We start from the raw sequence: 22,228 nt of genomic DNA on the forward strand, positions 1-22,228 counted from the left end.
TTACTCCATCACCCGGCGCCAGAAGCCGGATGAGAATCGAGGGTCGATGAAGCGGGAGAAGGCTTCCCAGGCCGGGTTGGCCTGGCGGAACAACGCGCCGGACATGCGCGCGTCCTTGGCCGCGTATACGGCACCGCCCGCTTCGCTGACGATGTGGTCCAGGCGGTCGAGCATCTTCAACAGCTCGGGACCGTCGTTGGGGAAATCCAGCGCCAGAGTGGTGCCCGGGCGCGGGAAGGAGAGCAGGCCCGGCGAGGGCCGGTCGCCGAATTCCTTCAGCACCGCCAGGAACGAACCGCGCCCGCTGCGGGCAATTTCGCCCAGCAGTGCCGCGGTGGCGTCGCGCGCGGTGGCCGGCGGCAGCACGCACTGGTGCTGCAGGAAGCCGCGCGGGCCGTACATGCGGTTCCAGTGGTTGATGCCGTCCAGCGGATAGAAATAGCTCTGGTAGTGCGATACGTGGCGGGCCCGGCGAGCCGGCTGGCGCCAGTAGTACAGCGTGTTGAACGGACGCAGGGTCAGCGGATTGACCAGCGAAACCGGCGGCACGATGGGCATGCTGCGGCGAGGGGCCGAACTGGGCGTGGCCGCGTGGGCGTCGCCGGGTGCATGGTCGCCGCGCAGGAAATGCCCACGACCAAGCGCGCGGCCCTTGGCCAGGCAGTCGATCCAGGCAACGGTGTATTCGAAATCATTGGCCGACTCGCGCGACAGCGCGAAGAACTCGTCCAGGTTGTCGAAACGGATCGACTCGGTTTCGATCCATGGGCCTGGTACCCGACGAAGCTGCAGCTCGGCCCAGGTGATGAAGCCGGTCAGGCCCAGCCCACCTGCGGTGGCGGCGAACAGGCCGCTGCTGTCGTCCGGCGTGAGTTGCTGGCGCGAACCATCGCTGCGCAGCAGTTCAAGGCGCAGCACGTGGTGGCAGAACGTACCTGCGCGATGGTGGTTCTTGCCGTGCACGTCGTTGCCGATTGCGCCGCCCACGGTGGCGTAACGGGTGCCGGGGGTGACCGGCAGGAACCAGCCGCGCGGCAGCGCGATGTCCAGGATGTCGGCCAGGGTTACCCCTGCCTCGCAGCGCACGATGCCCGTGGCCGGATCGAAATCGATGAAACGGTCAAGAGCGCGGCTGGTCAGCAGGGTCGCGCCTGGGTTCAGGCAGCTGTCGCCGTAACTGCGCCCATTGCCGTGGGGCAGCACCGTGCCGCCCTCTGCGGGCAGCGGCAGGGCAGCAGCGCGGTCGAGCACCGGAAGGATCCGCTGCTCTACCCGCGGGTAGCGCCCCCAGGACTGGCCAACCGCTGCACTCATATGGCGATCAGGACGATCAGCACGCACAGTGCGATGACGATCTGGCTGCCGCGGTCCATCGCCGCGAACACGATCGGGTCGTCATGCATGTCGCCCCGGTGCGAGACGATCCACATGCGGCTGATCCAGTACAGCAGGATCGGGCACAGCAGCCACAGCAGCTTGGGACTGGTATACAGCTCCAGGCTTTCCGGGCTGTTGATGTACAGCGCGAAAACCGCGACGCCAATGTAGCCGGCGGCCGCGCCCAGCGACTGCACCAGCGGCAGGTCGGACACCGAGTAGCCGCGGCCGATCGCCATTTCCTTGCCGCTGGCCAGTGCCGAGGCCAGTTCGGTGTAGCGCTTGAGCATGGCCAGGCTGAGGAACACGAACATCGAGAACGCCAGCAGCCAGAACGACAGTTCAGAGTTGATCGCCACCGCGCCGCCGATGATGCGCACCGTGTACAGCGCTGCCAGCATCACCACGTCGATCATTACAATGCGCTTGAGCTTGAGCGAGTAGCTCAGGGTCATCACGTAGTAGCACAGCAGCACGCCCGCGAAGGCCGGGCTGCAGGCCAGCGCCAGGGCGAAGCCGGCCAGGGTGATCAACGGCGCCACCAGCAGGCCATGCAGCAGCGGCAGCGTGCCCGCGGCAAATGGGCGCTTGCGCTTGCGCGGATGCATCCGGTCTGGAGTCAGGTCCAGCAGATCGTTGAGCAGATAGACGCCTGACGCGCACAGACCGAAGGCCAGGAAGGCCGTGCCTGCATCGATGATCGAGGTGAGATCGAAGAAGCGGTGGGCAGTCAGCAGCGGTACCAGCACCAGCAGGTTCTTCAGCCACTGGTAGACGCGTAACGCCTTGATCCAGGTGATCAGACCGCCATTCTGAGAGGGCAGGTGGGCAAGCACTTCGGTCTGCTTTGCCGCAGCACTGGCCAGCCCGGCCCCGTTGTTGACCACGATCGCGCCGCCAGCATGGGCCCAGACCTTCAGGTCGACCGTGCCGTTGCCCATGTAGTCGAAGCCTCGTTCGCCAAAGCGCGCTGCCAGTGCCTGCCCCTTGTTGCTGCCGGACAGGTTGGTCTGGCCATCGCTGGCCATCACTTCCTCGAACAGTCCCAGATGGTCGGCGATGGGCTGGACCAGCAGGCGGTCGGAGGCGGTGCACAGCACGCGGGGGCGTTGGGTGGTGGTGCGCAGTATGTCCAGCACCCGCTCGTCATAGGGCAGGGTCTCGGCGGGCAGTTGCACGCGCGAGGCCAGCTGGCGCTTTACGTAGGCTTTGCCCCGCAGCAGCCAGAACGGCACCAGGAACAGGTACAGCGGGTTGTGGGCCAGCAGGGCCAGCAACGATTCGTACAGGATGTCCGAGCGGAGCAGGGTGCCATCCAGATCGACGCATAGGGCACGAGAAGAGGTCACAGCCGAGGTGCCTCGTCGCAGAAGGCGGCATGGTTCTGCATGTAGGTACTTTTTCGCACGGATGAAATCATCCTGAATGATAAGGGAACCATGTTGAGCGCGCAGCCATGGATCAGGGCGCGGGACGTGGTCTGGCCGCCAGCTCCAGGCGTGCCATGGCCAGCATGCCGACAATGACCGCCAGCCACAGGCTGACCAGTCGGATGCCGATGGCCACGGTCAATGCAGCATCCACCTCGACCCCGGAAGCACCGAGCATCAGCACGATGGCCGCCTCGGTGGTCCCTACGCCACCGGGGACGAGGGACAGTGCGCCGATCAGCATGGCCAGCGGATAGATGCTCAGCATCAGCAGCCAGGGCAGACTGATGCCCATGGCCTGACATAGCAAGGTAAAGGCCAGGGCAGTCAGCAGCCACGCCGCTCCGCCCTGCAGGGCGGAGCGAAGCAGCAGGCGCCAGCACAGCAGTGGGTCGAGCGCGCGGGTGCCAGCGATCAGGAAATGGCCAAGTCGGCGTACCGGCGAGCCCGGAAGGTACTCGATGAGACGATGCGCGCCGCGAGCCAGAGGTGGCCAGCAGGCCAGCAAACCGAGGATCAGAAGGACTCCCAGAATGATGGTGGCCAGCACGCCGAACGCAGGGATCATGTGGGCCGCACCGATAGCCAGTACGGTGATCACCAGCAGATCCAGTGCGCGCTCGAAGATGAATGTCGCCAAGGTGGCACCAGCCGGTACGCCTTGCCAGCCGAAGTAACGGATACGGAGCAGTTCACCTGCCTTGCCAGGCGAAGCGGTGAAGGCGAAGCCGGCGAGGTAGGCCAAGGCGCCAAGGCGCCAGCCTTGCAGTCGCAGCCCCTGCGCGGAGAGCGCCGATCGCCAGCGCTGGTAGCGGAAGGCATAGCTGACCAGTACCAGCCCGGCGCAAAGGGCTAGAGTGCCGTTGAGGTTGCTCAGCTGCGCGAGGATGTTGCGCTCGCGGTCGATGTACCACAGTGCAGCGAGATATGCAGCCGCAATGGCGACGACCCATGAGCCTGCGCGCCCCCGGCGCACCGGCTTTACCGGCGCCGGGGACGAGCAGTCCGTCATTACAGCGCCTGTTCCAGCTCGGGCAGGATCGCGAACAGATCCCCCACCAGGCCGATATCGGCAATCTCGAAGATGGGCGCGTCGCCATCCTTGTTGATCGCGACGATCGTGCCGGCATCCTTGATGCCGGTCAGGTGCTGGATCGCACCGCTGATGCCTACGGCCACGTACAGTTCCGGCGCGATGATCTTGCCGGTCTGGCCGACCTGCAGGTCGCTGGGCACGTAGCCGGCATCGACCGCGGCGCGCGAGGCACCGACGGCGGCACCGAGCTTGTCGGCCAGCTGGAAGATGACCTTGAAGTTCTCTTCCGAACCGACACCACGGCCACCGGAGACCACGCGCTTGGCGCTCTGCAGGTCCGGGCGGTCGCTGGCGCCAGCGGCGAGGCCGACGAAGCGGGTGTGGGTCGGCAGGGTAGCATCGACGCTGGCCGCTTCGATGGCGGCGCTGCCGCCCTGGGCGGCTTCCGGCCACGACGCGGCACGCACGGTGGCGACCACGATCTGGTCGGCCGGGGCTTCCACGGTGATGATCGCGTTGCCGGCGTAGATCGGGCGCTTGAAGGTGTGGCTGCCTTCAACGCTCATCAGGTCGGAGACCTGGTTGACGCCGAGCAGGGCGGCCACGCACGGCATCAGGTCCTTGCCGAAGGTGGTCGACGGGCCGAACACGTGGGTGTAGCCCTTGGCCAGCTGCGCGATCTGCGGCGCCAGCACCTGGGCGATGGCCTGCGCATTGGCAGCGTTGGCCACGGTAAGGACCTTGGCGACGCCGGTGATCTTCGCGGCCTCGGCGGCAACGGCGGCCGGGTCGGCGGCCAGCACCAGCACGTCGATGCTGGCACCGCTGATGGCGGCAGCAGCGCTGACGGTCTTGGCGGTAGCGGCGTTGAGCTTGCCGTCGTGGTGCTCGGCGATGACGAGAATCCTGCTCATTACAGCAACCCCTTCTGCTTGAGTGCGGCAACCAGTTCGGCCGCGTCCTTGACCATCACACCCTTGCTGCGCTTGGACGGCGCGGCGTACTGGGTGGTCTTGAAGGTGTCGGCGGCTTCAACGCCGAGGTCGGCCAGCTGCAGGGCCTCCAGCGGCTTGGCCTTGGCCTTCATGATGTCCGGCAGCTTGATGAAGCGCGGCTCGTTCAGGCGCAGGTCGGTGGTGACCACCGCCGGCAGATCGACTTCCAGCGTTTCCAGGCCGGCGTCGACTTCACGGGTGACCGTGGCCTTGCCGTCTGCGATCTCGAGCTTGCTGGCGAAGGTCGCCTGCGGACGGCCCCACAGCGTGGCCAGCATCTGGCCGGTCTGGTTGGCGTCGTCGTCGATCGCCTGCTTGCCCAGGATCACCAGGTCCGGCTGTTCCTTCTCGATCAGCTTGAGCAGGGTGCGTGCGGCGGTCAGCGGCTGGATGGCCTGGTCGGTGACCACATGGACGGCACGGTTGGCACCCATGGCCAGGCCGTTGCGCAGATGCGCCTGGGCATCGGCCGGAGCAATGGTGGCGACCACGACTTCGCTGGCGATGCCCTTGTCGCGCAGGCGCAGGGCTTCTTCCAGAGCGATTTCATCGAAGGGATTGGGGGACAGCTTGACGCCGTCGGTGACCACGCCGGAACCGTCCGGCTTGACCTGAATGCGGACGTTGTAGTCCACCACGCGCTTGTACGCGACGAGGATTTTCATCTGGTACGGGGTCCTTCAATAACGGGGAGAACGTCCGGTCCTCGCACAGCAACCGGTTCGGGGGTGGGATCCCGATTCTAGCTGGCTTGAGGGGACCATGCGAATGCGTATGGTTATGTTGCGGCGCGGCATGGGACGGACGGAGCAAGTGCGCCATTCACGACACGCTGGCAGTCGTGAAGACGGGGGACATGTATGCTGTGCCGCTGTGCGGGAGCGCCCAAGTGCGCCCCATGGATGACATTTCGATCAGGAGAACAGGTAGTGCCCACATGGCTTGTCACCGGCGGCGCCGGATTCATTGGCGGTAATTTCGTCCTCGAAGCCGTCGCCCGCGGCATCAAGGTCGTCAACCTTGATGTGCTGACGTACGCCGGCAACCTGAAGACTCTGTCCAGCCTGGAGGGCAACCCCGACCACGTGTTCGTGCAAGGCGACATCGGCGACCGTGATCTGGTCGCCCGCCTGCTGGCCGAGCACCAGCCGGACGCGGTGCTGAACTTCGCCGCCGAAAGCCATGTCGATCGTTCCATCGATGGCCCGGGTGCGTTCATCCAGACCAACGTGGTGGGCACCCTGGGCCTGCTGGAAGCGGTGCGCGACTACTGGAAGGCGCTGCCGGCCGGGCCGGGTGCCGCCTTCCGCTTCCTGCATGTGTCCACTGACGAGGTGTACGGCACCCTGGGTGAGACCGGCAAGTTCAGCGAAACCACGCCGTACGCTCCGAATTCCCCGTATTCGGCGTCGAAGGCCGCTTCGGACCACTTGGTCCGCGCCTTCCACCACACCTACGGGCTGCCGGTGCTGACCACCAACTGCTCGAACAACTACGGTCCGTACCACTTCCCGGAGAAGCTGATCCCGCTTGTGATCGCCAAGGCGCTGGCCGGCGAGCCGCTGCCGGTGTACGGCGATGGCAAGCAGGTGCGTGACTGGCTGTTCGTGTCCGACCATTGCGAAGCGATTCGCACCGTGCTGGCCAAGGGCCAGGTCGGCGAGACCTACAACGTCGGTGGCAACTCGGAAAAGCAGAACATTGAGGTGGTGCAGGCCATCTGCGCGCTGCTGGACCAGCGCCGCCCGCGTGCGGACGGCCAGCCGCGCAGCAGCCAGATCACCTACGTCACCGATCGTCCTGGTCATGACCGCCGCTATGCGATCGATGCGTCCAAGCTGAAGAACGACCTGGGCTGGGAACCGGCCTACACCTTCGAGCAGGGCATCACCTTCACCGTCGACTGGTACCTGGACAACCAGGAATGGGTCAACGGCGTGCTCGACGGCAGCTACCGTCTGCAGCGCATCGGCACCGCAGCCTGAATCCAGGAGATCTCATGACCCAGCGCAAGGGCATCATCCTAGCCGGGGGTTCCGGCACCCGGCTGTATCCGATCACCAAGGGCGTCAGCAAGCAGCTGTTGCCGGTGTACGACAAGCCGATGATCTACTACCCGCTCAGCGTGCTGATGCTGGCGGGCATTCGCGAAGTGCTGATCATCAATACCCCGCACGAGCAGGCGCTGTTCCAGCAGTTGCTGGGCGACGGTTCGCAGTGGGGCATGGACATCCAGTACGCAGTGCAGCCAAGTCCGGATGGCCTGGCCCAGGCCTACCTGATCGGCCGTGAGTTCGTCGCCGGCAAGCCGAGCTGCCTGGTGCTGGGCGACAACATCTTCCACGGCCACGGCCTGCGCGAGGTGCTGCGCAACGCCGACCAGCGTGACCAGGGCGCCACCGTGTTCGGCTACTGGGTGAATGATCCGGAACGCTACGGCGTGGCCGAGTTCGACAACAACGGCAAGGTCATCAACCTGGTGGAAAAGCCCGAGAATCCGCGCTCCAACTACGCGGTGACCGGCCTGTACTTCTACGACGGCAATGCCAGCGACTATGCGGCCGAGCTGAAGCCTTCGCCGCGTGGCGAGCTGGAGATCACCGATCTGAACCAGCACTATCTGCGCGAAGGGCAGCTGCACTTGGAGGCGCTGGGTCGTGGTTATGCCTGGCTGGATACCGGCACGCACCAGTCGTTGCTGGAAGCATCCAACTTCATCGAAACCATCCAGACCCGCCAGGGCCTGCAGGTCTGCTGCCCGGAGGAAATTGCCTTCGGCAAGGGCTGGATCAACGCTGAACAGCTGGAAGCACTGGCGGCGCCGCTGATCAAGAATGGCTACGGCCAGTACCTGCATAAACTCGCTCTGCGTGGAGTCGTTCCGTGAAAGTGATTGAAACCAAGTTGCCCGGCTGCGTGGTGATCGAGCCGGCGGTGTTCGGCGATGCCCGCGGTTATTTCTTCGAAACCTGGAATGCCGAGCGCTTCGCTGCGCTGGGCCTGCCGGATCGTTTCGTGCAGAGCAACGTGTCGACGTCCGCGCAGGGCGTGCTGCGCGGCCTGCATTACCAGTGGCCGCGCCCGCAGGGCAAGCTGGTCAGCGTGCTCGAAGGCGAGGTCTACGATGTGGCCGTCGACATCCGTCGGGGCTCGCCGACCTTCGGTCAGTGGGAAGCGGTGGTGCTGAGCGCGGAGAACAAGAAGCAGTTCTGGATTCCGGAGGGCTTCGCCCACGGTTTCGCCGTGCTGTCCGAGCGTGCGGTGTTCAGCTACCTGTGCACCGAGGTCTACCTGAAGGACTTTGATGCCGGCGTGCGCTGGAACGATGCTGACATCGCAGTGGACTGGCCGGTCAGCGCACCGACCCTGTCGGCCAAGGACGAGAACGCGCCGTTCCTGAAGGACATCGCCGAAGACCGTCTGCCGGTCTACGTCGCATGACGGTGCTGGTGTTTGGTGGCAACGGCCAGGTCGGCCAGGAACTGCTGCGCGCGCTGGCACCGCTGGGCCAGGTGGTCGCGACCACCCGCAGCGGCGTCCTGCCCGACGGAAGTGCCTGCGAAACGGCCGATTTCGGCCAGCCCGACAGCCTGCCGGCATTGCTGGACCGCGTGCAGCCGTCGCTGGTGGTCAATGCGGCCGCCTATACCGCAGTTGATCGAGCCGAGCAGGAGGTCGAAGCTGCCTTTGCTGCCAATGCGCAGGCGCCGGGCGTGATCGCGCGCTGGTGTGCGGCGCATGGCGTGCCGCTCGTGCATTACTCCACCGACTACGTGTTCGATGGCCAGGGCAGCGCGCCCTACCGCGAGGACGAGCCGACCGCACCGCTGGGCGTGTATGGCACCAGCAAGCGCGATGGCGAGGATGCGGTGCGCGCTGCCGGTGGCCGTCACCTGATCTTCCGCACGGCGTGGGTGTATGCATCGCACGGCGCCAACTTCCTGCGCACGATGTTGCGGGTGGGTGCCGAGCGTGACGTATTGCGTGTGGTGGCCGACCAGATCGGTACGCCGACGCCGGCGGCGCTGATCGCCGATGTCACCGCGCAGGCACTGCAGCATCCGGGCCAGCTTTCGGGGACCTGGCACCTGACCGCCAGTGGCCAGACCAGTTGGCACGGTTTTGCCGAAGCGATTTTTGCCGAGGCGCTGGCGGCGGGAGTACTGGCCAAGGTGCCGTCGGTTGAAGCGATTGCCAGTTCCGAGTACCCGACTCCGGCCAAGCGCCCGGCCTGGTCGGTGCTGGACAACCGTAAGCTGCAGCAGGATTTCGGCATCGTGCTGCCGGAGTGGCGGGACGGCCTGAAGCGGGTGATCGCACAGTTCTGATCGCCGGCCGCGCGGTGCGGCGGATGACGGAAGCCCGGCCTTGGCCGGGTTTCTGCTTTTTCGCGCTGTGCAACGTTTCGAACCAGGCATTGCTGAGCGTGAGTACGCGCGAATCCGGTGCTGCTGAACTACCATGCGCAACTGGATTCTCCCGCGCAGTGCGTCGAAGTTGCTGCGCTTGTACCTGGAAGGACGCTCCATGAATCTGCCTGCTTTGCACGCCCGCGCATCGCGAAAGTGGTCTCCACTCATGCTGGCACTGGGTGTCGGTGCGCTGGCGCTGCTGGCACGACTGCTGTACGTACAGTTCTTCGCTACGCCGATGCCCTACATGGATCAATGGGATGGGGAGTGGGCCTCTGCGCTCAAACCATGGCTGGAAGGAACATTGCAGTGGCAGATGTTGCTCGCGCCGCACAATGAGCATCGCATCCTGCCCACGCGCCTGGTCACCCTGCTGTCGTATGCCGTCACCGGGCAGTGGAACAACGTCTACGAAGCACGGGTCGCGGCGGTCGTGTTCTGCTTCATCCCCGCATTGCTGGTCTGGCACGCGTTTCGCGACGCGGGCGCTGCTGTGGGTCGCTGGATGCTGCTGCTGTTGGCGATTCTGCTGTCAGTCCTGCCGTTCGCGTGGGAGAACTTCCTCGTTGGCTTCCAGTCGCAGTTCTACTTCCTGATCCTGTCCAGCATCGTGGCCATCGCACTGGTGGCCAGGCACCATCAGAATATTGTGGCATTGCCTGCTGCGATCGCACTGAGCGTGTTTGCGAGTGTCACCATGGCATCGGGCCTGCTGACCGCAGTGGCAACAGCTGCGACCTGTGTCCTGGCCTGCATCTGCCTTCCCGGCCGACGAGTGCCGGCGTTGTGCGCAACAGCAGTGCTGGCGGCCGTCGCGATGGTCGCCTACGCTCAGGTTCCCGTGATCGAGGTCAATACGGTCTTGCGTGCGCAGAGCGCAGGCGAGTTCATCTACGCCGCGTCTCGGGTTCTGGCGTGGCCCATGCGGTCAGGTGGGTTCGCACTGGTCATCTGGCTGCCTGCCACCGTGATGGTCGTGCGCATGGTGATCCGCCGGCAAGCATCGCCCACCGACCTGCTGATGGCAGGACTCTGCATCTGGTCTGCGCTTCAGGCATTGGCCATCGCCTATGGCCGCGGCCATGACATGAGGGCGCCGATGTCCCGCTATACGGAACTGTTTGTGCCTGGCTTGTTTGCCAACGCGTGGTTTGCCATCCAATTGTGGGGCCTGGCTTCGAAGGGCCCGCGACTGCGCACGGCAAGGCGTACGGCGGTGCTCCTGTTCGCGCTTGTCGTTGCATATCCACTGCTGGGCCGGATCGGAAAGGATGTTGCCAAGCTCCAGCATTTCAGCGCGGCAGCGCGGCTGCAACAGGACAATGTCCGGCGCTACCTTGCGGGCGCTGACCTCCGTGCGCCGCAGGCGGGCGAGTTCGAGCTGCCGTATCCCGACACGAACCGCCTCAAGTCCTATCTGGATGATCCGGTCCTGCGCCGGATCCTTCCTGTAGACCGTGCCGGATCGGCGCCCCTGGAGGGCGCCGGAGCTCAGCGGCGCTGAGAGTTGAACCCGTCAGCTACGCCCGTAGGTGTCCTCGAAGCGAACGATATCGTCTTCGCCCAGGTAACTGCCGGACTGCACTTCGATCAGTTCCAGCGGCAGTTTGCCCGGGTTGCGCAGGCGATGGGTCACGCCCAGTGGAATGTAGGTGCTCTGGTTCTCGCTCAGCAGGATGACTTCGTCACCCCGGGTCACCTCGGCGGTGCCGCTGACCACGATCCAGTGTTCGGCACGATGGTGGTGCATCTGCAGGCTCAGCGTGCCGCCGGGCTTGACCGTGATCCGCTTCACCTGGAAGCGGGCACCGTTGTCGATCGAATCGTAGGCGCCCCACGGACGATAGACCTTGCGGTGCCAGGTCGCTTCACTGCGGCCTTCGGTCTTCAACTGTGACACCACTGTCTTGACCTCCTGCATGCGGTCAGCCTTGCCGACCAGTACCGCATCGTCGGTCTCCACCACGATCACATCGTCCAGGCCGACCATCGCCACCAGGCGCTGGCCATAGGCATAGGTGTTGCGGCAGTCGATGGCGATCACATCGCCCTGGTGGGCATTGCCGTCACCATCCTGCTGCGAGACGTCGCGCAGTGCGGTCCACGAACCGACATCATTCCAACCCGCGTCGAGCGGGATCACCACCGCATCGGCGGTCTTCTCCATCACCGCGTAGTCGATGGAATCAGAGGCGACGGCGGCGAAGGCGGCCTTGTCCAGGCGCGTGAAGTCGGTGTCGCGGCGGGCCAGCTGCCATGCGCTGCGGCTGCCGGCGAGCATCTCCGGCTGGAAGCGTTCCAGCTCCTGCAGGTAGCGCGATGCCTTGAACAGGAACATGCCGCTGTTCCAGTAGTACTGGCCGCTGGCCACGTACCCGGTAGCGGTGTCCAGGTCCGGCTTCTCGACGAAGCGTTCGACGGCACGAAGGCCCTGGCCGTCGGCGGCCTTGATGTAGCCGTAGCCGGTTTCAGGGCCCGTGGGCACGATGCCGAAGGTCACCAGCTTGCCCGCCTCGGCAGCACTGGTGGCTGCCTGGACGACGCTGCGGAAGGTGGCTTCATCGCTGATCACGTGGTCCGAAGGCAGCACCAGCAGCAGCGCATCGGCGCCGTCGCGGGTCGCTTCCAATGCCGCTACCGCGATGGCCGGCGCCGTATTGCGCCCCATTGGCTCAAGGATGATCGCAGCCGGCTCGGCACCGACCTGGTGCAGTTGCTCGGCGGCGACAAAGCGGTGTTCCTCGTTGGCGATCACCAGTGGACCACGGCTGGCAATGGGGGCCACCCGCTGCCAGGTAGCCTGCAGCATGGTCAGCTCGCCGGCCAGTGGCAGGAACTGCTTCGGGTAGGACTCACGTGACAGCGGCCACAAGCGGGTGCCGGAGCCACCGGAGAGAATGACGGGCTGAATGATGCTCATGGTCTTCCTTGGTTATTGCTGAAGGAGGTGGGAAATTTCGTCGGTGCGCGCCTGCATCAGCGCGGCATCACCGCGGGCTTCGACATTCAGGCGCAGCAGCGGCTCGGTGTTGGAACTGCGCAGGTTGAAGCGCCAGTCGCCGAAATCGGCGCTGATGCCATCGGTGTAGTCCAGTGCGGGCGCCAGCGCGGCGAAGTGCTCCATCACGCGTGCCACGGCGGCCTTGGCATCGGCCACCTTGAAGTTGATCTCTCCGCTGCACGGATAGGCCGCCATGCGATCTTCGACCCAGTCGGCCAGTGAACGTCCGCTTTCCGAAATCAGCTGGGCGATCAGCAGCCACGGGATCATCCCGGAGTCTGCATAGGCGAACTCGCGGAAGTAGTGGTGGGCGCTCATCTCGCCGCAATACACCGCATCTTCCGCGCGCATCTTCTCCTTGATGAAGGCGTGGCCGCTCTTGCACAGCACCGGCACGCCGCCGGCGGCTTCGACCATTTCCACCGTGTTCCAGACCAGGCGCGGATCGTGTACGACCTTGCCACCGGGCTGGCGGGCGAGAATGGCCTTTGCCAGCAGGCCGACCAGGTAATAGCCTTCGATGAAACGGCCGGTGTGATCGAAGAAGAAACAGCGGTCGAAGTCACCGTCCCAGGCGATGCCGAAGTCGGCATCGTGTTCGCGCACGGCCTCGGCGGTGGCGGCGCGGTTCTCCGGCAGCAGCGGGTTGGGGATGCCGTTGGGGAAGCTGCCATCGGGTTCATGGCAGATGCGGATGAATTCCAGCGGCAGGTGCGGCGCCAGCAGGTCGACGATGGCACCGGCGCCGCCGTTGCCGGCGTTGACCACCAGCTTCAGCGGCTTGAGCTTGCTGGCGTCCACGTAGCCCAGCAGGTGATCGATGTAGGCGCTCTTGTCGTGGCGCGCGGTCTGCGCCGCAACCGGTGGCTGTGCGCTGCCGGCATCGGCGGCCACCGCGTCGGAGATCGCGAACAGGCCGGTATCGGAACTGATTGGCCGTGCGTTTTCCTTGACCAGCTTCATCCCGTTGTAGTCCATGGGGTTGTGGCTGGCAGTCACCATCACGCCGCCCGCGGCGCCCAGGTGGTCGGTCTGGAAGTAGACCTCCTCGGTGCCGCACAGGCCGATGTCGATCACTTCGCGGCCCACACCACGCAGGCCGGCGGCCAGCGCGTCCTGCAGTGCCGGGCTGGTCAACCGGACGTCATGACCCAGGACCACCGGGCCCGGGGCGAGCTGAGCGGCCAGGGCGACGCCGATGCGGCGGGCGAGGTCTTCGTTCAGTTCTTCCGGGACGCGGCCACGGATGTCATAGGCCTTGAAGGCGGGCAGGGGCATTGATCAGGTCCAATGTGGGCACAGCCCTTGATTGTACCGCCAGCCCGGTATGGGAATCGTCTCCATGCCGCAACGCCACGTGACCGGCCGGCGCGCTGGCCTAGAATGAGCGGATTACATCAACCAGGTGAGGGCGTAGATGAGCAACCCGGCAACGACCGGCGGCAAGCGCGGCAAGCGCTTCGCCAGTGCGGCGGAGGCCCTGCAGGGGGTGGTCGCCGATGGCCAGACCCTGGCCGTGGGCGGCTTTGGCCTGTGTGGCATTCCCGAGGCGCTGATCGCTGCCTTGCGCGACAGCGGCGCCAAGGGCCTGACCGTGATCTCCAACAATGCCGGCGTCGATGGCTTCGGCCTGGGCCAGCTGCTGGAAACGCGGCAGATCAGGAAGATGATTTCGTCCTACGTGGGCGAGAACAAGGAATTCGAGCGGCAGTTCCTGGCCGGCGAGCTGGAGCTGGAATTCAACCCGCAGGGCACCCTGGCCGAGCGCCTGCGTGCCGGTGGCGCGGGTATTCCGGCGTTCTTCACGGCCACCGGCTACGGCACGGTGGTGGCCGAGGGCAAGGAAACCCGCGAATTCGACGGCAAGCACTACGTGATGGAGACTGCGCTGCGCGCCGACGTGGCGCTGGTCAAGGCCTGGAAGGCCGACGAGGCCGGCAACCTGGTGTTCCGCAAGACCGCACGCAACTTCAACCCGGCCTGCGCGATGGCCGGCAAGGTCTGCATCGTGGAAGTGGAAGAGGTGGTGCCGGTCGGCGCCATCGACCCGGACCAGGTGCACCTGCCGGGCATCTATGTGCACCGCATAGTGCACAACGCGCATCCCGAGAAGCGAATCGAACAGCGCACCATCCGCGCGGAGGGCAACTGACATGGCGTGGACCCGTGATGAGATGGCCGCACGCGCGGCGCGCGAGTTGACCGATGGTGCTTACGTGAATCTGGGCATCGGCCTGCCGACGCTGGTGGCCAACCACATTCCCGAAGGCGTGGACGTGTGGCTGCAGTCGGAAAACGGCCTGCTCGGTATCGGCCCGTTCCCGACCGACGCCGAAGTCGACGCCGACCTGATCAATGCCGGCAAGCAGACCGTCACTGCACGTGCGGGCGCCAGCTACTTCGGCAGCCACGACAGCTTCGCGATGATCCGCGGTGGCCACGTCAACCTGGCTATCCTCGGTGCCATGCAGGTGACCGACAAGGGTGACCTGGCCAACTGGATGGTGCCCGGCAAGATGGTCAAGGGCATGGGCGGTGCGATGGACCTGGTCGCTGGTGTGCAGCGCGTGGTGGTGCTGATGGAGCACACCGCCAAGAACGGCGAGCACAAGATCCTGGCCGAATGCACGTTGCCGTTGACCGGCGTGGGCGTGGTCGACCGCATCATTACCGACCTGGCCGTGTTCGACGTGACTGACAAGGGCCTGCTGCTGGTGGAAGCCGCGCCAGGTGTCAGTGATGAGGAACTGCAGGAAAAGACCGGCGTCGCGTTTCTTCGCGGCTGAAGGTGCAAGGGCGGCCCAGGGCCGCCCTGTTTCTTGAGGGGGTGCCATGCTGTTTCCCCATACGCTGCCCGATGCCGATGTGTTGCACCTGCCGGGCTGGCTGGCCGCGACCGATGCCGACCGGCTCATGGAGGCGCTGCAGGCCGGCGTGCCGTGGGAGGTCCACCGCATCCGCATGTTCGGCAGCTGGGTGGACTCGCCACGGCTGAGCTGCTGGATCGGCGACCCGCAGGCCCGCTACCGTTACTCTGGTGCCGAGTTCGTGCCGCACCCGTGGCCGCCTGTGTTGCTGGCCGTGCGCGAGCACCTGCAGGCCGAAGGACACGGCCACTTCAACAGCGTGCTGCTGAACCGCTATCGCAGTGGCGGTGACTACATGGGCTGGCATAGCGATGACGAGCCGGAGCTGGGGCCGGCCCCCGTGATCGCTTCGCTGAGCCTGGGTGCCGCACGCCGTTTCCTGCTGCGCCGACGCGACGACCCGGCGCGCAAGGCTGAATTCGTGCTTGGCCACGGTGACCTGCTGCTGATGGCCGGGCAGACCCAGCGCTTCTACCAGCACGCGCTGCCGAAGATGGCGCGGGTGCAGGGAGAGCGGATCAACCTGACGTTCCGGTGGATCCAGCCCGGCTGATCCTGGGCCGAAGTGTCAGGCGCGCAGCAGATCGATGCCGGCAGACAGCACGCCGCGGCCGAAGTGGCCATAGTTGCCGCGTAGCAGTTCACCGAACACTGTCGGGATACGCCGCAGGCGCGAGCTCGGCAGACTGGCGCGCACGGCGATATGACGTCGCTTGCGTTCGATCCAGGCCAGCTGGGTAGCGGGCAGGCCGCGCGCGCGCGCGCGCTCCAGCAGCTGGCCGCATTCCACCCGCTCGCTTTCCAGCTGGCGCTTGCGTCGTACCGCGCGTGGCGTGGCATCGTTGCCACCAAGGCCCAACTGATTGTTGCTGTGCAGGCGGTAATCAATGAGCGTCTCGGAAAGGCTGTCGATCTCCCCGCGCATGGCAGCCAGTGTGCCGATCCAGGCGTCGTGTACCCAGTCCGATGCCGGCAGCGGAAGTGCGTCGGCCAGGACCGACCGGTGCAAGGCCATTGCGGCACCGGTCATCAGCTTGCGCTTGAGCATCAATCGGAACCCGTCGCCGGCATGCATCCGTGCCTGTTGCGCGGTGCCGTAGTGCAGCGCGGTGAACAGGGTCTGCGGCATGGGCTGACCTGCATCATCGATCAAGCGAGCGTCGCAGTGCAGGACGCGCAGGCCAGGGCGTGCATCGAACTCGGTGCAGAAGCGTGCGACCTTGTCGGGATGCCAGACATCGTCCTGGTCACACAGGAAAATGAGCGTGCCGGTGCAGGCGCGCAGTGCGCCATCGAAATTGCGCCGATAACCCACGTTCTGTGGATTGACCTGCAGGTCAACCGAGATACCCGCAGCCTCGGCGCGTGGCACGAAGGCCCGCAGCAGCACCAACGTGCCATCGGAGGACACGTCGTCGCGGATCACGATCTGGTCCGGTCGGCGTGTCTGTGCCAGCAGGCTGTCGAGCTGCTCCTGCAGGAAGCGCTCACCGTTGTACGTGCAGACGGCGATGGAGACGGATGCGGGCATCAGCGAGGGAATGGGCCGTGGCCTGTGATTATCGCACGCACCTGCTGCAGCGCCGACGGGCATGGACCGGTGCTACCTGAATCTGGCGGCGGCAGCGCCGGGCCATGCCCGGCGACTGCGGCGATCAGCGCGCGACGGTCGGCTGGTCGGCCTGCCCGCTCTGCAACGTCCAGCCCACCATGTCCTGTGCCAGCTGCTGCAGGCCGCGCTCGAAGGCCGCGGTCACCGCCGGTACATCGGTGCTGCCGACGGGCTGCGCCTGGCGGAAGGTGCGGTCCGCGACCACGCGCTGGTCGGCGACATGGATCAGCTTGGCGTTGACCTCGATCACCACCGTCGGCGTGGCCTGGCCCTGGTAATCCGATTCGAAGCGGCGCACGTCGGTGGACAGCTTGTAGTCGGCGCGGATGCCGGCGGTGCTGCGGGCCACGCCGCGGATGCGACCTGAATCCTCGAAGCCGCGCAACAGGGTGTCCTCGATCATGTCGGTGGCCGGCTGGGCCCAGCTGGCGCCCTTGTAGATCTCCAGCTGCGACGGTGTCGGCCGCACGTTGATGCGCGGGCTGTCGACCATGCGCGCGGCGCTGGGCTTGGCCAGCACCAGCTGCCAGCTGGCCTGCGGCCAGGCCGGGTCTGCCTTGACCTGCACGGACGGCGAGTACAGCGTCACCGCGGTCTTCTCGCTGCTGCCAAGGATGGAGCAGCCGCCCAGCAGGGTGACCATCGAAGCGGCCAGCAGCAGGCGCGGGAGGGTGGTCGGGCTCATTTGGGTTCGAACTCCTTCGGTGCGTCGCGGCCCAGCAGGTAGCGCGCGGGGTTGTTCTCAAGACGGTCGCTGACCCGGCGCAGGTCGCGGATCAGGCCGCGCAGTTCGGTCAGCGTCGGGCCCAGCTGGCCGAGGCCATCGTTGGCAAAGCTGTTGATCGCGGCGCGGTTCTCGCCAAGGATCGAATCGGCGTTGCCGGCGGCCGAATCGAGCTTGGCCAGGGTGCCGTCGAGCTTGTCGATGATGCCGGGCAGCTGCTGCACCAGGTTCTTGTCCAGGCGCTCGATGGTGCCGTTGGTGGTCTTCAGCGTGGTGTCCAGGCTGCGGGCGGCGTCGCGCGCGCTGAGCAGCAGCGCCTGCGTGCCCTGGTCACGGTCGGCCAGGCCGCCGCTGATTGTCTCCAGGTTGGCCAGCGTCGCGTTGATCGAGGCCACGTTGCGGTCGCTGAGGATCTGGTCCATGCGCTCGACGATGCGGTTGGCGACGTCGGTGATGTTCTGCAGCGCAGAGGGTGTGGTCGGGATGATCGGCGCCGGGTCCTTGTTGACCGTGGTCAGCGCCGGCGACTGCGGCGTGCCGCCGCTGAGCTGGATGATCGACGGGCCGGTCAGGCTGGTGATCGCCAGCTTGGCGCGGGTATCGGTCTTGACCGGCGTGTTGGAGTTCAGGCGGATGCGCGCGACCACCTGGCGCGGGTCGTCCGGCACCAGGTTCAGCTCGGTGATCGAGCCCACCGCGATGCCGTTGTACTGCACCGGGCTGCCCACCGACAGGCCGGTCACCGCTTCGCGGAACACCACGCGGTACTCCTGCCAGGTGCGGTCGGAGGAGTACTTGGCGGCCCACAGGCCGAAGGCCAGCAGGGCCAGGCCGGTGATCAGGGTGAACGCGCCGATCAGCACGTAGTTGGCTTTGGTTTCCATGGCTCAGGCACTCTCGATCTGTTCGCCACGCGCGGCGCGCGCGCGGGGTCCGTGGAAGTATTCCTGGATCCACGGATGATCCAGTTTCTCGATGTCAGGCAAGGGTGCGTTGGCCACCACCTTGCGGTCGGCGATCACCGCGACCCGGTCGCAGATCGCGTACAGCGTGTCCAGGTCGTGGGTGATCAGGAACACGGTCAGCCCCAGTGCTTCCTGCAGGGTCTTGATCAGGCGGTCGAACGCCGCCGCGCCGATCGGGTCGAGGCCGGCGGTGGGTTCGTCCAGGAACAGCAGCGGCGGATCCAGCGCCAGTGCCCGGGCCAGGCCGGCGCGCTTGCGCATGCCGCCTGACAGCTGCGAGGGCAGCTTGTTGATCGCGTCGGCGGGCAGGCCGGCCAGTTTCACTTTCAACAGCGCCAGTTCGTAGTGCCAGCGCTCGGGCAGCTCGCGATGGTGTTCCTTCAGTGGCACCTGCACGTTCTCGCCCACGGTGAGCGAGGAGAACAGGGCGCCGTCCTGGAACAACACGCCGGTGTTGCGCTCGATGTGCAGGCGGCTCTCGGTATCGTCGGCACGCGCGTCGCGGCCGAGTACTTCGATCTGCCCGGCATCGGGCACGCGCAGGCCGAGGATCGAGCGCATCAGCACCGACTTGCCGGTACCGGAGCCGCCGACCACGCCCAGGATTTCGCCGCGGCGTACGTCCAGGTCCAGGTCTTCGTGCACGGTCTGGCTGCCGAAGCGGTTGACCAGTCCACGCACGCGGATGGCCAGTTCGTGGCCCTGGTCGTCGCGCATGTCGATGGGTTCGGGGAGGGCGGATGTGCTCATGTCACCAGTCCATGTGCATGAACCACAACGCCGCGAAGGCGTCGATGATGATCACCAGCGAGATCGTCTGCACCACGCTGGAGGTGGTGCGCTCGCCGACCGACTGCGCGGTGCCCTCGACCTTCAGTCCTTCCAGGCAGCCGATCAGGCCGATCACCAGCGCGAACACGGGTGCCTTCGCTAGGCCGACCAGCATGTGCCGCACTTCCATCGTCTCGTGCATGCGCGCGATGTACATCTGCGGCGGGATGTCGAGGTCGAACGCGCCGACGGTGATGCCGCCGGCCAGGCCGGCGACCATCGCGATGAAGGTCAACAGGGGCAGGGTGACCAGCAACGCCAGCAAGCGTGGCAGCACCAGCAGGTCGACCGGGTCCAGGCCCAGCGTGCGCATCGCATCGATTTCCTCGCGTGCCTTCATCGCACCGATCTGCGCGGTGAACGCACTGGCGGTGCGGCCGGCCAGCACGATCGCCGTCAGCAGCACCGCGAACTCGCGCAGGAAGGCGATGTTGACCAGCTCGACCACGTAGATCTCGGCGCCGAAGTCGCGCAGGATGGTCGAACCGAGGAACGCGATCACCGCGCCGACCAGGTAGGACAGCAACGCCACCAGCGGTACCGCGTCCAGCCCGACCTGCTCCATCTGGTGCACGGTGGCGGTCAGCCGGAAGCGGCGGGGTTCCTTGACCAGCCGGGCCGCCTTGACCAGGTTCTCGCCGAGGAAGCTGCACAGCGCCTTGATGTTGTGGCCGGTGGTGTGGACGCTGACGCCCAGCCGTTCCAGCGCGGCCAGCACGCCGAAATCGCGCTTGGGCTTGGGCCGGTCGTCGGCCACTTCCTCGATGGTGCACACCAGCGCCTGGTGGTCTGCGCGGAACTGCAGTGCGTCTTCGTGCAGATCGGCACGATGGGCCACGCGCAGCACCTGCAGCACGCCGGCCGAATCCAGCTGTTCGATGCCGGTGGCATCGATGCCGGTCAGTTTGTCGGGAACGCCGTGCAGGACCTCGGCCGCGGCCAGCGCGGTCTTCAAGGTCCAGGTACCGGACAGGCGGATCAGGCCCGGGTCGTGGGCATCCTGTTCGAGCTGGGGGGCGTGGTTCGGGGTCACTTGGGCCATTCGGATCGCAGCATAACCGTTCTGTATCGGGCTTCGCGTCGAACTCGGATGAATTTCTCCGGTGGGCCCCAGCGTAGGTAATACTACGGCGCATGTCCGCAGACGCTCACACGATCCCCACGCCCCAGGCCACCTACGCACAGCGCGTGGCCTTTGTTTCCGAGATCGCCGGACGCCTGCACAGCTATGGCACCACGGCCCAGCGCCTGGAAACGGCGGTGGTGGCACTGGCCCGCCAGCTCGATCTGGATTGTGAACCGTGGTCGAATCCCACCGGTATCATCCTGAGCTTCAGCGATCCGGCGCAGGCGATCGGCTCCAGCGACATCACCCGCGTGATCCGCCTGGCGCCCGGTGAGAACGACCTGCACAAGCTCAGCGTCGCCGACCATATCGCCGAAGAAGTGTCCAACGGGCGGATGAGCATCGCCCAGGGCCACACTGCACTGCGCCAGCTGGACAAGGATCCGGGCCGGCGCGGCAAGCTGCGCACCATCCTGTCGTTCAGCCTCGGCGCGGCCGGCGTGGCCGGGATGTGGAAGCTGCCGTGGCTGGACATTGCCACGGCCGGTGTCATCGGCCTGATGATCGGCCTGCTCGGCATGGTCACCGATCGTCGCCCGGCCACCCGCGAAGCGGCCGAGGCGCTGGCGGCGCTGCTGGCCGGCATGGTCGCCACCCTGGTGGCGTCCTTCATTGGCGCGCTCAACCTCAACACGGTGATCATCGCCTCGCTGGTGGTGCTGCTGCCCGGCATGTCGCTGACCAATGCGGTCAATGAGCTGGCCAGCCAGCACTGGGTGTCGGGTACCGCGCGCTTTGCCGGTGCGCTGACCACCATCATGAAGCTCAGCGTCGGCGCGATGATCGCAGTGACCCTGGCCGACGTGCTCGGCCTGGACCCGGTGATCCGCGCCACGCGGCCGCAGGGGCCATGGGTGGAATGGGGGTCGCTGCTGACGGCGGCGTTCGCCTTCGCGATGCTGTTCAAGGCCAACCGCCGCGATTACCCGTGGGTGATCGCCGCCTCGGTGGCCGGTTATGCGATCTCCAAGTTCGGCGGCCACGCCTGGGGCGCGCCGGCTGGCATCTTCCTGTCGGCGATGCTGCTGACCGCCGGCGGCAATCTGTTCGGTCGCCTGGTCGGGCGTCCGGGCGCGATCATCCGCCTCCCGGGCATCATCATGATGGTGCCCGGCAGCACCAGCCTGCGCGGCGTGCTGACCCTGGTCCAGCAGCAGGACGTGGGCGCCGGCCAGAGCGTGTTCCTCACCGTGCTCAACGTGGTGATGGCGCTGGTGGCGGGCCTGCTGTTCGGCAACCTGCTGATGCCGGCCCGCAAAACCCTGTAGTAGATGTGGACCATTGGTCCACACACCTTTCCGGGGAATGAAAAAACGCCGGCTTTCGCCGGCGTTTTTCAGTGCATCCCGATCCGGCCTCAGGCCTTCTTGATCAGGAAATCTTCCGGCTTCTTGTTGCCCTTGGCGGTCAGTTCAGCCATCCAGCGCGGCTGCTTGCCACGGCCGGTCCAGGTTTCCTTGGGGTTGGCCGGGTTGCGGTACTTCGGGGCAACCTTGCCCAGCTTGCGGCCGGCGGTCTTCGACGGTGCCTTGGTGACCTTGGCCACCTTGCGCGCGCGCGGGGCCGGGGCGTCGCCGAACAGTTCCTCGATGGTGTAACCCTCGGTCTTGGCCAGCTTGGTCAGCTGGGCGCGAACCTTGGTGATCGGCCGGCGCTTGGCGACGATGGTCTGCTGCTTCTTCGCGGTGCGGATCAGGGCGCCCAGCTCGCGCGCCGACAGGCCGGTCAGGTCAATGCTCATTTACGGTTACTCCGGAAACTAATAAGTGGACGGGACAAGCCAGTCCATGGCGTCGGCGGACAGAATAGAGATGAATTAATCCAAGCACAAATGCAGGCAGGACATGCCGTG

At 66.0% G+C, this 22,228-nt stretch carries 22 protein-coding genes; 9 read left to right on the forward strand and 13 right to left on the reverse strand.

The features are described from left to right. The 5 genes from ACZK1G_RS02915 to ACZK1G_RS02935 all read right to left on the reverse strand — a co-directional run bounded on the left by ACZK1G_RS02915 (position 1) and on the right by ACZK1G_RS02935 (position 5,503). A complete protein-coding gene (locus ACZK1G_RS02915; protein WP_049443071.1) occupies positions 1-1,314 on the reverse strand; it encodes an FAD-binding oxidoreductase in 1,314 nt (437 codons plus the stop codon). Then, positions 1,311-2,726: a UbiA family prenyltransferase gene (locus tag ACZK1G_RS02920; protein WP_049443072.1), complete on the reverse strand. Its 1,416-nt coding sequence runs from the start codon at positions 2,724-2,726 to the stop codon at positions 1,311-1,313. Before ACZK1G_RS02920 ends, ACZK1G_RS02915 begins: the two co-directional genes overlap by 4 nt. 112 nt (positions 2,727-2,838) lie before the next feature. Continuing rightward, on the reverse strand, positions 2,839-3,819 hold the full coding sequence (locus ACZK1G_RS02925; protein WP_101764915.1) for a lysylphosphatidylglycerol synthase transmembrane domain-containing protein: 981 nt from the start codon (positions 3,817-3,819) through the stop codon (positions 2,839-2,841). After that, complete coding sequence (locus ACZK1G_RS02930) at positions 3,819-4,757, reverse strand: electron transfer flavoprotein subunit alpha/FixB family protein (protein ID WP_049443074.1); 939 nt, start codon at positions 4,755-4,757, stop codon at positions 3,819-3,821. The genes ACZK1G_RS02925 and ACZK1G_RS02930 overlap by 1 nt, the downstream gene beginning before the upstream one ends. After that, on the reverse strand, positions 4,757-5,503 hold the full coding sequence (locus tag ACZK1G_RS02935) for an electron transfer flavoprotein subunit beta/FixA family protein (RefSeq protein WP_049443075.1): 747 nt from the start codon (positions 5,501-5,503) through the stop codon (positions 4,757-4,759). The genes ACZK1G_RS02930 and ACZK1G_RS02935 overlap by 1 nt, the downstream gene beginning before the upstream one ends. Before the next feature lie 264 nt (positions 5,504-5,767). Here ACZK1G_RS02935 and rfbB point away from each other — a divergent pair, with 264 nt between their 5' ends. The 5 genes from rfbB to ACZK1G_RS02960 all read left to right on the forward strand — a co-directional run bounded on the left by rfbB (position 5,768) and on the right by ACZK1G_RS02960 (position 10,754). Beyond that, complete coding sequence (rfbB, locus tag ACZK1G_RS02940) at positions 5,768-6,823, forward strand: dTDP-glucose 4,6-dehydratase (protein WP_049443076.1); 1,056 nt, start codon at positions 5,768-5,770, stop codon at positions 6,821-6,823. Positions 6,824-6,837: 14 nt separating this feature from the next. Next, positions 6,838-7,725 carry a glucose-1-phosphate thymidylyltransferase RfbA gene (gene rfbA, locus ACZK1G_RS02945; RefSeq protein WP_049443077.1) on the forward strand — a complete coding sequence of 296 codons (888 nt, stop codon included), beginning with the start codon at positions 6,838-6,840 and terminating at the stop codon, positions 7,723-7,725. Beyond that, positions 7,722-8,279 (forward strand): dTDP-4-dehydrorhamnose 3,5-epimerase, encoded by a 558-nt coding sequence (rfbC, locus tag ACZK1G_RS02950; protein ID WP_049443078.1) that lies wholly within the window; start codon positions 7,722-7,724, stop codon positions 8,277-8,279. Before rfbA ends, rfbC begins: the two co-directional genes overlap by 4 nt. Further along, positions 8,276-9,166, forward strand: coding sequence for a dTDP-4-dehydrorhamnose reductase (gene rfbD / locus ACZK1G_RS02955; RefSeq protein WP_049443079.1), 891 nt, complete (start codon positions 8,276-8,278; stop codon positions 9,164-9,166). The genes rfbC and rfbD overlap by 4 nt, the downstream gene beginning before the upstream one ends. 199 nt (positions 9,167-9,365) lie before the next feature. Further along, positions 9,366-10,754 carry a hypothetical protein gene (locus tag ACZK1G_RS02960; RefSeq protein ID WP_101764916.1) on the forward strand — a complete coding sequence of 463 codons (1,389 nt, stop codon included), beginning with the start codon at positions 9,366-9,368 and terminating at the stop codon, positions 10,752-10,754. A gap of 12 nt (positions 10,755-10,766) precedes the next feature. On the opposite strand, the gene ACZK1G_RS02965 is transcribed toward ACZK1G_RS02960, so the two are convergent. Next, positions 10,767-12,170, reverse strand: coding sequence for a mannose-1-phosphate guanylyltransferase/mannose-6-phosphate isomerase (locus ACZK1G_RS02965; protein WP_049443081.1), 1,404 nt, complete (start codon positions 12,168-12,170; stop codon positions 10,767-10,769). Between the two features lie 12 nt (positions 12,171-12,182). After that, positions 12,183-13,529 (reverse strand): phosphohexomutase domain-containing protein, encoded by a 1,347-nt coding sequence (locus ACZK1G_RS02970; RefSeq protein ID WP_478448038.1) that lies wholly within the window; start codon positions 13,527-13,529, stop codon positions 12,183-12,185. Positions 13,530-13,668: 139 nt separating this feature from the next. On the opposite strand from ACZK1G_RS02970, the gene ACZK1G_RS02975 reads away from it, so the two are divergent. From ACZK1G_RS02975 to ACZK1G_RS02985, 3 genes are read left to right on the forward strand one after another with little or no spacing between them, the layout of a single operon-like run. After that, positions 13,669-14,403 carry a CoA transferase subunit A gene (locus ACZK1G_RS02975; protein ID WP_049443083.1) on the forward strand — a complete coding sequence of 245 codons (735 nt, stop codon included), beginning with the start codon at positions 13,669-13,671 and terminating at the stop codon, positions 14,401-14,403. A 1-nt stretch (position 14,404) separates the two neighbouring features. Then, the gene (locus ACZK1G_RS02980; RefSeq protein WP_049443084.1) at positions 14,405-15,037 is read left to right on the forward strand and encodes a CoA transferase subunit B; all 633 of its coding nucleotides are present in this window, start codon (positions 14,405-14,407) and stop codon (positions 15,035-15,037) included. A gap of 46 nt (positions 15,038-15,083) precedes the next feature. Next, the gene (locus tag ACZK1G_RS02985) at positions 15,084-15,671 is read left to right on the forward strand and encodes an alpha-ketoglutarate-dependent dioxygenase AlkB family protein (RefSeq protein ID WP_049443085.1); all 588 of its coding nucleotides are present in this window, start codon (positions 15,084-15,086) and stop codon (positions 15,669-15,671) included. Positions 15,672-15,686: 15 nt separating this feature from the next. Here the strand turns inward: ACZK1G_RS02985 and ACZK1G_RS02990 are convergent, their stop codons facing one another. The 5 genes from ACZK1G_RS02990 to ACZK1G_RS03010 all read right to left on the reverse strand — a co-directional run bounded on the left by ACZK1G_RS02990 (position 15,687) and on the right by ACZK1G_RS03010 (position 20,292). Further along, positions 15,687-16,649 carry a glycosyltransferase family 2 protein gene (locus ACZK1G_RS02990; RefSeq protein ID WP_049443086.1) on the reverse strand — a complete coding sequence of 321 codons (963 nt, stop codon included), beginning with the start codon at positions 16,647-16,649 and terminating at the stop codon, positions 15,687-15,689. Positions 16,650-16,773: 124 nt separating this feature from the next. Beyond that, complete coding sequence (locus ACZK1G_RS02995; protein WP_049443087.1) at positions 16,774-17,415, reverse strand: ABC-type transport auxiliary lipoprotein family protein; 642 nt, start codon at positions 17,413-17,415, stop codon at positions 16,774-16,776. Then, positions 17,412-18,338, reverse strand: coding sequence for an MlaD family protein (locus tag ACZK1G_RS03000; RefSeq protein WP_014035909.1), 927 nt, complete (start codon positions 18,336-18,338; stop codon positions 17,412-17,414). Before ACZK1G_RS03000 ends, ACZK1G_RS02995 begins: the two co-directional genes overlap by 4 nt. A gap of 3 nt (positions 18,339-18,341) precedes the next feature. Beyond that, complete coding sequence (locus tag ACZK1G_RS03005; protein ID WP_049443088.1) at positions 18,342-19,169, reverse strand: ABC transporter ATP-binding protein; 828 nt, start codon at positions 19,167-19,169, stop codon at positions 18,342-18,344. 1 nt (position 19,170) lies between these two features. Further along, a complete protein-coding gene (locus ACZK1G_RS03010) occupies positions 19,171-20,292 on the reverse strand; it encodes an MlaE family ABC transporter permease (protein ID WP_049443089.1) in 1,122 nt (373 codons plus the stop codon). 92 nt (positions 20,293-20,384) lie between these two features. On the opposite strand from ACZK1G_RS03010, the gene ACZK1G_RS03015 reads away from it, so the two are divergent. Further along, on the forward strand, positions 20,385-21,644 hold the full coding sequence (locus ACZK1G_RS03015) for a threonine/serine exporter family protein (RefSeq protein ID WP_014035912.1): 1,260 nt from the start codon (positions 20,385-20,387) through the stop codon (positions 21,642-21,644). 89 nt (positions 21,645-21,733) lie between these two features. On the opposite strand, the gene ACZK1G_RS03020 is transcribed toward ACZK1G_RS03015, so the two are convergent. Then, entirely contained in the window at positions 21,734-22,117 is a 384-nt protein-coding gene (locus ACZK1G_RS03020; protein ID WP_049443090.1) for an H-NS histone family protein, read from the reverse strand. Positions 22,118-22,228: the final 111 nt, after the last annotated feature.

This window comes from Stenotrophomonas sp. 109824_Sma, from assembly GCF_056480025.1.